The 15,219-nt window shown below is 34.7% G+C and carries 12 protein-coding genes; 5 read left to right on the forward strand and 7 right to left on the reverse strand.

Annotated features, from left to right (window positions below; genetic code table 11):
- Positions 1–43 precede the first annotated feature (43 nt).
- From recO to RT261_RS09185, 7 genes are all read right to left on the reverse strand, one after another.
- Positions 44–793: a DNA repair protein RecO gene (recO, locus tag RT261_RS09155; RefSeq protein ID WP_313131985.1), complete on the reverse strand. Its 750-nt coding sequence runs from the start codon at positions 791–793 to the stop codon at positions 44–46.
- The gene (locus tag RT261_RS09160) at positions 732–923 is read right to left on the reverse strand and encodes a hypothetical protein (protein ID WP_313131986.1); all 192 of its coding nucleotides are present in this window, start codon (positions 921–923) and stop codon (positions 732–734) included. Before RT261_RS09160 ends, recO begins: the two co-directional genes overlap by 62 nt.
- 196 nt (positions 924–1,119) lie before the next feature.
- Positions 1,120–2,028 carry a GTPase Era gene (era, locus tag RT261_RS09165; RefSeq protein WP_313131988.1) on the reverse strand — a complete coding sequence of 303 codons (909 nt, stop codon included), beginning with the start codon at positions 2,026–2,028 and terminating at the stop codon, positions 1,120–1,122.
- 22 nt (positions 2,029–2,050) lie between these two features.
- Positions 2,051–4,996, reverse strand: coding sequence for an insulinase family protein (locus RT261_RS09170; protein ID WP_313131989.1), 2,946 nt, complete (start codon positions 4,994–4,996; stop codon positions 2,051–2,053).
- A gap of 217 nt (positions 4,997–5,213) precedes the next feature.
- A complete protein-coding gene (locus RT261_RS09175) occupies positions 5,214–6,452 on the reverse strand; it encodes a D-alanyl-D-alanine carboxypeptidase family protein (RefSeq protein ID WP_313131990.1) in 1,239 nt (412 codons plus the stop codon).
- Positions 6,453–6,752: 300 nt separating this feature from the next.
- Complete coding sequence (locus tag RT261_RS09180) at positions 6,753–7,586, reverse strand: DUF4097 family beta strand repeat-containing protein (protein ID WP_313131992.1); 834 nt, start codon at positions 7,584–7,586, stop codon at positions 6,753–6,755.
- Positions 7,583–8,266 carry a LiaF transmembrane domain-containing protein gene (locus RT261_RS09185; protein ID WP_313131993.1) on the reverse strand — a complete coding sequence of 228 codons (684 nt, stop codon included), beginning with the start codon at positions 8,264–8,266 and terminating at the stop codon, positions 7,583–7,585. Before RT261_RS09185 ends, RT261_RS09180 begins: the two co-directional genes overlap by 4 nt.
- A 268-nt stretch (positions 8,267–8,534) precedes the next feature.
- Here RT261_RS09185 and RT261_RS09190 point away from each other — a divergent pair, with 268 nt between their 5' ends.
- From RT261_RS09190 to RT261_RS09210, 5 genes are all read left to right on the forward strand, one after another.
- The gene (locus RT261_RS09190) at positions 8,535–9,206 is read left to right on the forward strand and encodes a response regulator transcription factor (protein WP_313131995.1); all 672 of its coding nucleotides are present in this window, start codon (positions 8,535–8,537) and stop codon (positions 9,204–9,206) included.
- Positions 9,207–9,233: 27 nt separating this feature from the next.
- On the forward strand, positions 9,234–10,235 hold the full coding sequence (locus RT261_RS09195; protein ID WP_313131996.1) for a sensor histidine kinase: 1,002 nt from the start codon (positions 9,234–9,236) through the stop codon (positions 10,233–10,235).
- A gap of 172 nt (positions 10,236–10,407) precedes the next feature.
- A complete protein-coding gene (locus RT261_RS09200; RefSeq protein ID WP_313131997.1) occupies positions 10,408–11,175 on the forward strand; it encodes an ABC transporter ATP-binding protein in 768 nt (255 codons plus the stop codon).
- Positions 11,168–13,153 carry an ABC transporter permease gene (locus tag RT261_RS09205; protein WP_313131999.1) on the forward strand — a complete coding sequence of 662 codons (1,986 nt, stop codon included), beginning with the start codon at positions 11,168–11,170 and terminating at the stop codon, positions 13,151–13,153. The genes RT261_RS09200 and RT261_RS09205 overlap by 8 nt, the downstream gene beginning before the upstream one ends.
- Before the next feature lie 1,090 nt (positions 13,154–14,243).
- Entirely contained in the window at positions 14,244–15,167 is a 924-nt protein-coding gene (locus RT261_RS09210; RefSeq protein ID WP_313132000.1) for a diacylglycerol/lipid kinase family protein, read from the forward strand.
- The last annotated feature ends 52 nt before the right edge of the window (positions 15,168–15,219 follow it).

Here is a 15,219-nt window from a genome sequence, read left to right on the forward strand (position 1 = left end):
TCATTGTAACCTTAAAATAAATATATTTCAACTAAATTTTATATCAGAACAATTTCTCTAAAATTTCTAAAGATTTCATCTTTTTGTCTATGTAGTATTCTTTATAACTGTTCATGCATTGTTTTAGTTCTTCCAATACTTCCGTTGATACGGTAAATGTATACAATTTTTCAATGGAAGAGGTTATGATATATTGCATCGTGTAAATAGCAGAGGAACTCAGCCTTATGTTCTTTCCAATTACCTCTCCATGCTGGCAGTCCTTACAGATAAGGCCCCCTTCTCTACTGTTAAAAAAATAATAGTCTTCTTCATTTCCGCATTTCACACATTGAAATACTTGAGGTGCTACACCATGAATAACCAATATTTTTAATTCAAATATATACCGCACCAGGTTCTTTCCAATGGATTCCATGGTCAAGGCTCTAAGGGATTGGTACAGTAGTTTTAGAATCTCCGTCCCATCTTCATTCTCATTGGTAAAATAATCCGCCAGTTCACAAAAATAAATTCCATAATAGGCAGCTTCTATATCGTTTCTTAAAGCTTCAAAGTAATTTGATATGGTAACGGATATTAAATTATAAGAAGACCTTCCTTCATATAAAGAGAATTCACCAAATGAAAAAGGCTGACTACATGCCAAAAAGGCACTATTTGGTTTTCTAGCGCCTTTTGCAAATGCAGTTATTTTTCCACGTTCCTTAGTTAAAATAACCAAACGTTTATCATAATCTCCAATTGGCATGGCTGATAAAACCATCCCTATCATAGGCGTTGCCATCATCATTACAACCACCTTCTTTTATATCATTTCGTCTATAGCCTGCTGCATCTTCTATAGTACAGGCCGTATAGTTTAAATAATCAAGAATGGAACCTGTTTCTTCAAACTTTTTCCAATAATATGATTGATTCATCTAAATTCCCCCTAACTGTAAATAATAAGTGTAATACTTAAGTTCCTAATAATAGTTTATCCAACCATTTTCATTCTAAACTAATAAAAAAATACCATATCCTATTTTACGTAAGGGGTAAGTACTAATGTCCTTTAGAAATACGGAATATTTCTTCAAGGTATATTAGTATAATAAAAGTTTTCCTAATATAAACCTACAAATCTGTTTTGTTATATCCATAGTTTTTAATTAAGAAATCACTGTCTCTCCAGTCTTTTTTTACTTTTACCCAAAGTTGCAAATTCACCCGCATATCCAGAAGATTTTCGATCTCCTGTCTTGCCTGCATACCGATTTGTTTTAATTTTTCTCCTTTTTTACCTATGATAATTCCTTTATGAGAATCTCTTTCACAGATAATGGTAGCATCAATATCTACAAGCTTACCATCCGGTCTTTCTTTCATACTTTCAATTGATACGGCAATCCCGTGAGGTATCTCATCCCCTAAAAGTCTTAAGGCCTTTTCTCGTACTAATTCTGCAACAATCTGCCTTTCTGGCTGATCCGTAATAACATCCTCATCAAAATATCTGGGGCCTTCCGGCAAATACTTGAATATAGTCTGAATCAGAGCTTCTGTATTATCTCCTTTAAGAGCAGATACAGGCACTATATCCGCAAAGGAGCACACATCTTTATAAGCATCGATAAATTTTAAGATTTCCTCTTTTTTTACTGTATCCACTTTATTAATGACTAAAATAACCGGTGTTTTAACTTTATTTAGCTGCTCCACTATATGCTTTTCTCCAGCACCTATAAAAGTAGTAGGCTCAACCAGCCAAAGTATCACATCTACCTCTTTTAAAGTTCTCTCCGCAACTGACACCATATATTCTCCAAGCTTATTTTTCGCTTTGTGAATTCCTGGTGTATCAATGAAGATAATCTGCCCTTGTTCTGCGGTATAAACGGTCTGTATTCGATTTCTTGTGGTTTGAGGCTTATTGGATGTAATGGCAATCTTTTGGCCAATTAGATAGTTCATTAATGTGGATTTTCCCACATTAGGTCTTCCAATAAGGGTAACAAAACCGGATTTGTATTCATTCTTTTTCATATGTTGTTTGTATACTCCCTTTTTAACTAAGAGTCTTTATTTCTATAAATAAATCTCTGTTTTCTTCTATTTTCTTTTCATTTCCAATAACACAGATATTCCCTTCATCCACAATAGTTCTAATGATATCAGCAAGGTTACGAATATCTTCCATGGTTACATTTATAATCTCATCTCTTTGCTTTTGAATATCTTCCATGGTCATTCCTGTTAAATAGGCTCCCATAGAGGTGTTTCCTTTGATACGTGGTGTGCGGGGTGTGTCAATTCCACTAATGGTACCTATAATATACTTCGTCATGTCTCTCTCATCTACCGTAAAATTCTTTACATATTCATAAGCTTTCTCATAAATATCGTTAGTCTCTTTTATATTCGGATCCCTGTAGGAAGTAAAGTAACCATTACCGCTGATATTAGAGAACCCACACATACAGCCATAGGCTCCGCCCTTTACACGGATGTTATTCCAAAGATAATCATAGCTCATTATTACTTTTAATACTTCCAGAGCACCTGTATACTGATAACCTGCTTTTATGAAGTTTCCGGTTCTGGCTACATATTGAACCTGACTGGAAGTTTTAAATCCTTCATTCAATCGTTTTAATTCAAAATGTTCTTCCACCGACTCCGTTGGATCCTTTTTTAATTGCTCAACAAAAGGCAACAGCTTTCCGGATAATGTTTTCAAACCTTCTTCGTCAGAAGTAAAGCTGATAATCAGATTCTCTTTTCTAAAGATATAAACCATTAAGTCTTGCAAGTTCTTAATTAAGCCAGCAACTTCTTCTTTATAATTTTTCTCTAATCCTTCAATAAATTTTAGATAAGATATACCGCTGGTTTCTTCATTAAACCGGGCAGACTCTGAAAAATAGGAAGTAGCACGATTCACAGCCGCAATATGTCCTGCTGAATTTATTCGCATTTGCAGTCTTGATTTTACTTCTGAAATAATCTCAAGAAGACGTTTTTCATCGTCCAAATTGGTAAAGCTGATAATCTCTTTTAATAGATCAAAGGCATTGTCCATTTCGTCATATAATACCTTCACATCAATCTGAAATGCAGGTAAATATTCTAAAGGACTTCCCATCTTTCCATAAGTGGCTACATCAGAAGTAATACCTCCGGTATGAATATTAATTTCATTGGCAAGCTCTAGGAAGCTGTAATGTTCGGTATCAATATAGCCTAAAACCGTTGAAAGTAAGCCGGCATATGGAATTAATTCTTTAGGAACACCGCTTAAATCAAAAATCAAACGCATATAAGCAATTCCATTGGTGAACACATTGTGATGAGTAAAGGGTATTCCATCAATTTCCTCTTCATCGTTATAGATTGGCTGTGCCTTTTCACCAATATCCTCACGGCTTAACATTGGAATCTTCTCCACATCTTCTTTTGAGGACGGTTCTTCCTGATATTCTTTCAGATGTTTGGTATCTTCAATAATTTTCCTGATTTCTTCCTGTGTAAAGCTTGCTTTGTAATTAGCCAGCTTTTCTCTCAATTCCATTTCTCTTCGGGCAGATAATCCGGCTTGTGGTTTTAAGGTAACCAGTGTAACATGATCGTTATTTAGTAAATACTCTACGATTAACTTAGTATAATAATCTGTTCCGATTTTATCTTTTAAGAACTGAAAAACTTTATTGGCATTTAATAATGTAAATGGTTTGTTATCATCATACAGCCAGCTGCTTAACATTTGAATTCCATACATTAATCCCTTAGGGAATTGGCCAAAATCAGCCTCTCTGTATTTAAATTCATAAAAGTTTATGGCTGCTTTTATAGACTTTTCATCTAAACCGTCACGTACCAACTGTTCCAGTGTAGTGCGAATCAAGGAAGTAAACAGTTCTTTTTGTTCCAATTCTGCATTCTTTGCAATAATTGAGAAGGTGGGCTGAAAGATGCTGTTATCGTAACTGCTGAATACATCCTTACCAATTCCCGCATCCAAAAGAGCTTGTTTTAATGGAGCTCCCGGTGCAGACAGAAGAACGTAGTCAAGAATTTGCATAGCCATACCTAAATCTTTATCCAAACTGGTACCAATGGACATATTATAGCTTAGATACGTATTATTAACCGTACTCTCATTTTCACCTAAAGGGTAGAACATTTCTACATCATTTACCTTCTCAAAAGGGTGCTGATAACGGATCTCCGAATCTATGGATTTCTCATCAAAATACTGTAAGTATTCCCTGTCTATCCAATTTAACTTTTCTTCAATGTCCATATCCCCGTACAGATATATATAACTATTAGAAGGATGATAATATTTCTTATGAAAATCCAGAAACTCCTCATAGGATAATTCCGGAATAAAGTTTGGATCACCGCCTGATTCTACTCCATAAGCGGTATCCGGGAACAGAGAGTTTTGGATGGTTCTAAACAGCAGTTGTTCCGGTGAAGAAAACGCACCTTTCATTTCGTTATAAACAACCCCATTATATTTTAATTCTCCATCTTCACTGTCTAATTCGTAGTGCCAGCCTTCCTGCTTAAATATTTCTTCCCTTTGATAGATATTTGGATAAAATACTGCATCCAAATATACGTGCACTAAATTTTGAAAGTCTTTATCATTGCAGCTTGCCACCGGATACATTGTCTTATCCGGATAAGTCATTGCATTTAAAAAAGTATTCAAAGAGCCCTTTGTCAATTCTATAAAGGGATCTTTAGCAGGGAATTTTTTAGATCCGCATAACACGGAATGTTCAATAATATGAGGTACACCGGTACTATTAAAAGGCGGTGTTCGAAAGCCAATGGAAAATACCTTATTATCATCATCATTGGTAATTACGGCAATTCTTGCGCCGGTTTTTTTATGTTTAAAAAGTAGTCCCAAACTATTAAGATCTACTAAGTCTTCTTCTTTCAATAAGTCATAACCAGTTAATTCATTTAACTCTTTACTGCTTTTCAGATTCTTAGCCATGATTTCTCCTCCTTATTTACTTACCAGTAACTAACTACATTCTCCCATCGCATACAGCGTCTGCTTGCAGATGGGTCACTGCCACAAATCAGGGTGTAAATTATGCATTACAATAATTCACACTAGTTATCTGGTTATTATAACATAACCTTTTATTATTGTCATGAGAATAATAGTCATCATGAGAATATCTTTCCCATGAAAGGTAGGAACAATATTAATGTTCCATACCGTATTTGAGTAAAGTTATAGAATCTTCCCATCTTCCGGATGCAGTAGAGTTCATAATAACACTGATAAATTGTTTATCCTCATTTTCTGCTGCCGATACCAAACAACTTCCGGCTAAAGAACTGCTTCCTGTTTTTAATCCAATAGCATATTTATAAAATACTCCGCTGCCGTTTACTACTAATTTATTGGTAGACTTCCAAGTTACATCTTCACCGCTTAAGAATATATTTCGTGCTTTATCCTTTTCTGTTATTTCGCGTATAATATCCTTCTTTATTGCTTCCTGAGAGATTATTCCCATATCATAGGCAGTCGTATACTGTCCTTCTGCATCATATCCATCGGGGTTTTTAAAATTCGTATCATTTAGACCAAGTTCTTTGACTTTTTCATTCATTTTATTTACGAAAGCCTTTACAGCCTTTTTAACATCCGCGGATTTATCTTTTAAAATAATTCTTCCACCGTGAGCTGCTAAGGCATATGCAGCATCGTTGCCTGAAGGTAATAGCATTCCTTCAAGAAGCATTTGTACGGTTAATTTTTCACCTTCCTGCAGATAAGCACGGCTGGAATCCGGTGCGATTAATTGTATTTCCTGTCCTACCTTAACAGTATCATTTAGGTCACAAAGTTCCAAAATAACCAGTGCCGTCATTAATTTAGTGGTACTTGCCGGGTAAACCGGTTCGGTAGCATTCTTGTGGTATAACACCTTACCATTTTTACTATCAATAAGAATTGCACTTTTTGCATCAATAGAAATAGATGGATTTTTTATATTTAAAGCCATTTTAGGAGAAGAATTCACTTCCACACTTGGCTCTTCCCATTCAGAAGGATCTAATCCATCTGCGTTACTATAATATCCATCTTCTATGCTTTTATCTATAGGTTCCGGGGAAGGCTTTTCCGATTCATTCTCTTTTTCCCCTGTTTTGTCCTTTTTCGATTCCAATGTGGAATTTTCTATATCAGAAATTCCCATGGTCGTTTTATTCCTTTCGTTTATATCCTGATCTAACTCTTTTTTTGAGTCAGAATTGGCTTTATCCTGTAGTATTTGCTTGATTTCTTTATAAGATAAATCTTGAGATTTTTCCAGATCTTTTTCAGCACTTTCTTCGATGGTATACTGTATGGTTTTTATCAGCATAGTTCCAAATATTGCACCTAAACCTACAACCAGTACTGTTCCAATAATAAATACTGTTTTTTTCACGATTACGCCCATCCCTTCAATTTTTGATTCAATAAAATTGAGTATGCTTAAATCTATATTATTTATTATTATTCTCGTTATAGCCAATTTATATTATTCTATTATTTATTTCCAGTAATCGCAATAGTATTCTTTTTGTAATTTTAAAATATTTAAGTGTATTCCCTATAAACAAAAACTGTCATTCCTGGAGCACTTTATCCGAAACATCTCACATTTACATTGAGATGATTCTTCAGTCCAACTTCGTTGAACGATTGCTCAGAATGACAGTTTTTCAACAGCATTTTTAAACTATATTTATTCAAAATTTATACTGATATCTCCAACTCCCCCATCAATATCTAAGGAGTTTTCCGCCCTTACGCTATTCCAGTTTGTATTGGAGTATTTTTCTCCATTAATCTTAACATTTCCAAGACCTTTATCTATTTTTATATTGTAGTCATCCATTGATCCTATTAAATCCAGATCAACATTACCTACACCACAATCAATATCTGTTTTTCCAAATAAGTATCCCTTAATATCAACATTACCTACTCCGGAATCAATAGTCGTGTTATTTAAGGTAACTTCTTTAAAATTAACATTTCCTACACCGCCGTCAATTTCTGCGGACTGGGCAATAATGTTATTAGCTCTTATATCTCCGGCTCCGCCATTGATCTCTAATTCCTTGGTCTCAAGACCCTCAATATTTACATCTCCAGCTCCAGCATCGATTATAAATTTTTCTGCCACAAAATCTTTCGGTAAATATACAGTAACATCTGATTTAAGGTTACCATCGAACCAATTCCAGAACCAAAATCTTGTTCTGTTTTTCAAAGTCAGATTACCGCTAAAGCTTTTTTCAATCGTATAGTGTTCACTTACATTGTTTGCAACAATTTCTACTTTATCACTTTCTCCGGTACGAACTTTAAGAGTTCCCACACCATGATTTATGGTTATACTTTTTACACCATCAAAAGATTTGTTTATATCAATAGCTTCCCCGCTTGTAGTAAACCCATTGAATACTCCTGTCAAAGCAAAGATACCTGTTGCGATTCCACCAATTATGGTTACGGTTAAGAATATCGCAAATCCCATTGCAAGATATTTAATTACTTTTTGAAATTCATTCATTTTATATCCAGCCCTCCAAACATACAGGTTGAGTTAATAAAGATAGTTGGTGCATTCATATCAACTATAGTGGGTGCTTTGTTATCAACTCCACCAAAGATAGGAACATTAGATACCTTTACTTTTACGTTGGCAGGAACGAATATATCAATACCTCCAAAGATTGCCGTTGCATTGATTACAATGTCTTCATCAATGATGGCATTTCTTAAATCCAGTTCAACTCCACCAAAGATTGCATTGATTGTTGTCCCCAGAAACTTTTCTCCTACTATCTGATGTCTGCTTCCGGAGAAAACAGCAGTATATTCTGAGGAACCACCTTGATATGTTGGGTTACTACTTCTGCCACTTTCTCCTATGTGGAAAAAATTCTTAAATATCATGCTTAAACCTATAAACACGAAGATAACCGGTACAATTAATTTCCCAAATACTTCAAAGCTAAAAAAGTCTTGTATGGATAATAGTAGTAATATACCAATGGTCAATACAATAAGAGATGAGGTACGAAAACCATTCTGAAAAATACTAATCAGACTGGGAACAATAATGAATAAAGTCCACCATCCATCAAAAAATATATTGAACTTCCATAGATGAAATGCATTTCCTGCGATTATGACGCCAATTAGTATAAAAAATACTCCCCATAATGCATTCGATATTTTATTTCTCATATAGAAAACCTCCCAAATGCTAATTTTTTTATTTATGTTTCTATATGTATCATACTTTATCACCTATGCATTAACAAGTTACATTTGTCATATTGTTTGGCTGAAAAATGTCACATCTATTGCTCTTTACCAAATACTTGCTTCATGATTTATTATGGAATATAATAAACCATATGTTTAATGTAATGCTTCCTTTTTTAGTTCTTATCCCTGGATTCCTTATATTTTACATTCTATTAAATCGTACATAAAACCAGGAGGTATGTCCGTGTACAAAATATTAATTGTAGAAGATGATACAATCATTGCAAAATCAATGCAGAAACATATAGAAACCTGGGGCTACGAAGCAGGATATGTGACTGATTTTAAAGATGTTCTTTCAAAATTTGTCTCTTTCCAGCCTCAGTTGATATTATTGGATATTTCTCTACCCTTTTATAATGGTTTCTATTGGTGCAGCGAAATTAGAAAAGTATCTAAAGTCCCCATTATTTTCGTCTCCTCTGCTTCCGACAATATGAACATTGTTATGGCAATGAATATGGGCGGAGATGACTTTATCGCCAAACCATTTGATTTGTCCGTATTAATGGCTAAAGTACAGGCTATGTTACGGCGAACTTATGATTTTGCAGGACAGTCCAGCCTAATTGAACACAAAGGAGCCATTTTAGATACAAGTGATGCTACTCTAGCTTATAACGGTGAAAAGATTGACTTAACAAAGAACGATAATCGTATTTTGCAAATTCTTATGGAGAATAAGGGTAAAATCGTAAGCAGGGATTCCATAATGACTAAGCTATGGGAAACAGACAATTATATAGACGATAATACATTGACCGTTAATATGACAAGGCTTCGTAAGAAACTTGAATCTATTGGCTTAACTGACTTTATAATAACCAGGAAGGGAATTGGCTATATAATTGAATAATCAGAAAGGAATGGGGGACAAAAGAATATGAAAACTCCAGCCATTTTTTCTTATATCCGTCAGCATATTAAAACTTTTATTACTTTTATATTGTTTGGCATTATATTTATCGTTGTTTTATTTCTTTACAATCTGCCGGTAGAACCGGTTTTATACTCCGCTGTCTTATGTATAATAATCGGTATAATTCTCTTTATTCTGGATTTTATTCATTATTATAGGAAGCACAGATTACTATATCAATTACAAAAACAAGTTACATTAAGCATCGATGATCTTCCTCAAGCCAAGTCTTTGTTGGAAAAAGACTATCAGGAATTAATTCAGATTCTTTTTGCAGATAAAACTTCCCTTGTTTCCGGGGCAGATGCTGCGAGAAACGATCTGATCGATTATTACACACTATGGGTCCATCAGATTAAAACACCCATTTCTGCTATGAGGCTCCTTCTGCAAACCGAAGAAAACACTCAGAATTCGGAACTCTCTATGGAGCTGTTCAAGATCGAACAATATGTGGAAATGGTTCTTCAATATCTTCGCCTGGACAGTTACTATTCTGATCTAGTCATTAAAAAGTATAATCTTGATGAAATTGTCCGACAGGCAGTTCGCAAATATGCCAAGATATTTATAGGACAAAAAATCAGTTTGAATTACGAAGAGCTGAATTGCCAGGTATTAACAGATGAGAAATGGCTGGTATTTGTAATTGAGCAGCTACTGTCTAATGCATTAAAATACACCAAGGAAGGCAGTATATCTATTTATATGGAAGGAAAAGATAACAACACCCTGGTTATTGAAGATACGGGTATCGGAATAGCACCAGAGGATTTACCCCGGGTGTTTGAAAAAGGATATACGGGCTATAATGGACATGCCGACAAAAAATCTACAGGAATTGGCTTGTATTTATGCAAACGTATTATTAAAAATTTATCCCATACTATAGAAATAGAGTCTCAGGTAGGGAACGGTACAAAGGTTAAAATATGCCTGGATCACATTGATATAAGATTTGAATAATTTTGCTTTAATTCTTTTTCTATTGTACTTTTTGTTCACTTGCATATATCTCTTTTGAAAAAATTAATCTTACAAAAATGTAAGTTTCATTCAGGAAATGTAAGTCAAAGTTATGGCTGCTCATTTCCTTTCTTAGTATACTTGAACATGAAAAACACAAGGAGGTTACAACATGTCAATTTTAGAAGTAAATAATGTAAAGAAAGTATATACCACCCGCTTTGGTGGAAATCATGTTCAAGCTTTAACCAATGTATCTTTTACGGTGGAAGAAGGAGAATATGTAGCAATTATGGGTGAATCCGGTTCCGGTAAAACTACGTTGCTGAATATTCTTGCTTCCCTTGATAAGCCAACCAGCGGTGAGGTGTTGTTAAATGGAAAAAGTATTGTTTCCATCACTGAAAAAGAGATCTCTGCATTCCGACGTGATAATCTAGGTTTCGTATTTCAGGATTTTAATTTATTAGATACGTTTTCTTTGCAGGATAATATATTTTTACCTTTGGTACTTTCCGGCAAATCTTATGAAGAAATGAGCGACCGTTTAAAACCAATTGCAGCCAAATTAGGAATTAGTGATATTCTTGCCAAATACCCTTATGAAGTGTCCGGAGGTCAGAAACAAAGAGCAGCCGTTGCCAGAGCATTAATCACAGGCCCCCAGCTTGTTCTTGCCGATGAACCTACCGGTGCGCTGGATTCCCGTGCTGCTGACGGATTGCTTCGCCTATTTAACGAAATTAACGATGAAGGCCAGACTATCTTAATGGTAACTCATAGTATAAAAGCTGCCAGTCATGCAAAACGGGTACTGTTTATTAAAGATGGACAGGTATTTCATCAGCTGTATAAGGCATCTATGGACAATGAAGCAATGTATCAGAAGATTTCAGATACACTCACTATGATAGCGACAGGTGGTGCAAGAAATGAGTAAATTATTTTATCCAAAGCTTGCCGCCACCAATATCAAAAAAAATTATCAAACCTACATCCCTTATATCCTAACAAGTATTGGTACAATTATGATGTATTACATTTTGAAATCTATTTCCCTGGATAAAGGGCTGGACAGTATGTCCGGTGGTGACAGCTTAAAAACCATACTGGCTATGGGGTCTTTTGTAATAGGTTTATTCTCATTTATATTTTTATTCTATACCAATAGCTTTTTAATAAAAAGGCGTAAAAAAGAATTCGGACTTTTCAATATTCTTGGTATGGAAAAGAAACATATATCCCGAATTATGTTTTTTGAAACCATCTATGTATCAATCATTAGCATAATCATTGGTCTTCTTGGAGGTATTGTTTTATCCAAACTTATGTATATGCTTTTACTTAAATTATTAAGATTTAAAGTTCCAATGGGATATGCTATATCATTTAAGGCTGTTTATAATACTTTAATATTGTTTGGATGTATATTTTTATTAACATTTATAAACAACCTCAGGCAGATCCATTTGACTAAACCGATTGAACTATTAAAAGGAGGGCAGGTTGGAGAAAAAGAGCCAAAAACCAAATGGCTGCTCACTTTAATTGGCTTAGCCGCACTTTCAGCAGGCTATGTTATTGCTCTTATTACAGAATCTCCTATAGCCGCCTTATATATGTTCTTTATTGCAGTTATATTAGTCATTATCGGTACCTATTGCCTTTTTACAGCAGGAAGTATCGCACTTTTAAAACTGCTGAAAAAGAATAAAAAATACTACTATAAAACGAAACATTTTATCACTGTATCCGGTATGATGTACAGAATGAAGCAAAATGCCGTAGGACTGGCAAATATATGTATCTTGTCAACAGCTGTGCTTGTTATGCTGTCTACAACGGTATCATTATATATTGGTATGGAGGATGTGCTTCGTACCAGATATGCAAGAAACCTCTTAATCACTTCCACTGATATTACGGAAGAATATCAAGCAGGAATAAAGGATACTGTTTCAAATACCTTGGAACAGCATGGCACAGAAGCAGAAAATATACTGGAATACCGTTATCTGAGCTTTCCTGCAGTAAGAAATGAAGACACCTTCGTTACTGGTGATGAAGTAATCAACTCCTTTTCATCTGATATTAAAATGCTATATTTTATACCTTTGGAAGACTATAATGCTATGAATCATACCTCATATACCTTGGATCACAATGAAGTATTCCTGATTGCCAATGGAGAAAGGTATACCCAGGAAAACTTCACAATATTTGATACTCCTCTACACATAAAAGAGCATAATAATACTTTAGGTGAACGTCTGTCAGACATTGGAGATGTCATCGATAGTTATTATGTAATTACAAATGATGTGGATCAGTTAGAAGAAATGTACCGTCAGGAACAGGGGAATTCCGATGAAACCGTAAGTTATTTTCGGTATATTTATGGATTTGATATTAATACAGAGGACGAAGAAACCATTCAAATATCACAAGATATTAGCTCCTCTTTACATGATAAAGATTATGAAAATAGTTATGTGGAATCTGCTGCTGGATCAAAAGAAGAGTTCTTCTCCTTATACGGCGGTCTGTTCTTCCTTGGTATATTCCTAGGCGGATTATTCATTATGGCAACTGTACTAATTATATACTACAAACAGATTACAGAGGGATATGATGATAAATCACGTTTTGAAATTATGCAAAAGGTTGGTATGAGCCGTACCGAAATAAAGAAATCAATCGGAAGCCAGGTATTGACCGTATTCTTTCTTCCTATAGTAACGGCAGCTGTTCACATTGCCTTTGCCTTTAAAGTAATCACTAAATTATTAGCTCTGTTGGGCCTTACTAATGTAGTTTTATTTGCATGGTGTACACTTGGCACATTATTGGTTTTTGCAGTATTCTATGCAATCATTTATGTAATGACGGCAAAGGTTTATTATAAGATAGTGCGGTAGTATTTAGTCAGGATGCTTTGCTTAATATGGGTTATTCAGACCATATTAAGCAAAGCTGTTTATTGAATTATTAATTTTGGTTATTATAACCATTTTGTTTATAAAAAAATGGAGTAATACCAATGGAAACTATTAATCCTATGCGTATGAACGAAGAAATCACTTTCTAAGCTATGAATTAAATAACGAACTCTTTACAATGTGATTTTCTACATAACAAATATTATCTTATCATCTGCTAAATACCTATAGACAGCTTTACCCCCATAAATCAGATCGACCTTCCTGAGTATGGGATGCTATGTGGTTTTTGTGACTTTGGGAAATTCGCCATGGTTCTTATACGGTAGGAATCGCGACAATATTTAAAAATTGTGATGTCTGAGCCGGGTATAACCCGGCGAGTTCGCAATTTTTAAATATGCTTTAAGCGATTCCTATCGTATTAGAACCATCGAATTCCCCTATGGAACAAAAACCACATAGCATCCCATACTCAGGAAGGTCTGAATAACCTTAAGATGGGTAAAGCGTCCTATTTGAATAAACTATAGTTTATCTTTGAACATCCCTTTTCTTTTTAAATGTAACAATTACAACCCCTAATGTCCCTAAGCCTGCAATAGCCACCGGCATAATTGGCGATACGGATCGGCTCCTTGCCGACACCAAACGAATTATAGTAAGTAATAAAAGAAAGGCTGAAACAGCCACACAGATATGCAAGCAATTAATAAATCTGGATTATGATATAAATGGCCATACAAGAATCTTATTACAACCGGAAGAATAGTTCTTACAGGATGAAGTCTTTTCTATTCATCCTGTAATTTCCTGACTACTACTGCTAACCTTCCACAATACCCAACATTCCTTTCGCTGTTATCCGATATAAAAAAGTTATGTCAACTTCTAATTAAGACTGGGTTCACCTGTCCTTACTTTTCAATTATACCATCTGATTTACAGTTTTACATTACATTTATTAGATCAATTAATCAGAACATTCATTGACTTTATTATGGATATCATATAAAATTTATTTAAAGAAAGTATATATTTTGTATACCATGGTAGATTGGAGTTCTCTATGTATTATTTTATTGTAAATCCAAATTCCCGCTCCGGGAATGGAATTAAGATATGGTATTTAGTAAAAAACGAATTAGATTCCTTAGAAGTACACTATAGAGCTTATTTTACAGAACATAATCTGCATGCAGCAGAAATTGTTCAAGAAATATGCGAAAGTACCTCCGGCGTTAAAAATATAGTTGTTTTAGGCGGAGACGGAACTATGAATGAAGTTATAAACGGTATCAAAGATTATGATGAGGTAGTTTTGGGTTATATTCCCTCCGGTTCCAGTAATGATTTAGCGAGAAGCTTAAATCTTCCTAAAGACCCCATTGAAAGTCTTAAAAACATTCTGACTCCAAATCACTTTCAATATGTGGATACCGGCTGCCTTAATTCTGTTTCAAATGATTTTCAGCGTAAGTTCACAGTAAGCTGCGGTTTAGGTTTTGATGCAAATATATGTTTAGAAACCAACCGTTCCAAACTAAAGAAGGTATTAAATAAATATGGGCTTGGAAAGCTGACATATATCATGATTACTCTGAAAGAACTGGCCTCTACCCCATATATGGATGCTGAAATTACCATTGATAACAAGACTGCCAAATCCTATAAAAAAGTTTTATTAATAACAAGCATGATACATAAATATGAGGGCGGTGGTTTAAAAATTGCTCCTGCTGCCGATCCATACGATGGTAAGCTTTCCATATGTATGGTACATGGTTTGTCCCGTTTAAAGATTTTATTCCTGCTGCCAACTCTGTTATTCGGTAAACATACTGGTTTAAAAGGAATCGAAACTTTCGATTGTAAAACACTGGACATTACCTTGGATAATCCCGCTTCCATTCACTTTGACGGTGAAGTGCCAGGTATGCTCAATCACGTTAACATATCCTGCACTGCAAAGCAGCTCAGGATCATTAAATAAACTATTTATAGCCGCTCATCTTTCAGCTATGCTTTATAGTACTTATTATTTG

Origin of the sequence: Anaerocolumna sp., assembly GCF_032079385.1 — a bacterium.
In the GTDB taxonomy this organism is placed as follows: Bacteria; Bacillota; Clostridia; order Lachnospirales; family Lachnospiraceae; genus Anaerocolumna.

Excerpts from the sequence above, each read along its gene's own strand:
- recO (WP_313131985.1), bottom strand. The coding sequence starts at position 793 with ATGATGATGGCAACGCCTATGATAGGGATGGTTTTATCAGCCATGCCA.
- RT261_RS09160 (WP_313131986.1), bottom strand. The coding sequence starts at position 923 with ATGAATCAATCATATTATTGGAAAAAGTTTGAAGAAACAGGTTCCATT.
- era (WP_313131988.1), bottom strand. The coding sequence starts at position 2,028 with ATGAAAAAGAATGAATACAAATCCGGTTTTGTTACCCTTATTGGAAGA.
- RT261_RS09170 (WP_313131989.1), bottom strand. The coding sequence starts at position 4,996 with ATGGCTAAGAATCTGAAAAGCAGTAAAGAGTTAAATGAATTAACTGGT.
- RT261_RS09180 (WP_313131992.1), bottom strand. The coding sequence starts at position 7,586 with ATGAATGAATTTCAAAAAGTAATTAAATATCTTGCAATGGGATTTGCG.
- RT261_RS09185 (WP_313131993.1), bottom strand. The coding sequence starts at position 8,266 with ATGAGAAATAAAATATCGAATGCATTATGGGGAGTATTTTTTATACTA.
- RT261_RS09195 (WP_313131996.1), top strand. The coding sequence starts at position 9,234 with ATGAAAACTCCAGCCATTTTTTCTTATATCCGTCAGCATATTAAAACT.
- RT261_RS09200 (WP_313131997.1), top strand. The coding sequence starts at position 10,408 with ATGTCAATTTTAGAAGTAAATAATGTAAAGAAAGTATATACCACCCGC.
- RT261_RS09205 (WP_313131999.1), top strand. The coding sequence starts at position 11,168 with ATGAGTAAATTATTTTATCCAAAGCTTGCCGCCACCAATATCAAAAAA.
- RT261_RS09210 (WP_313132000.1), top strand. The coding sequence starts at position 14,244 with ATGTATTATTTTATTGTAAATCCAAATTCCCGCTCCGGGAATGGAATT.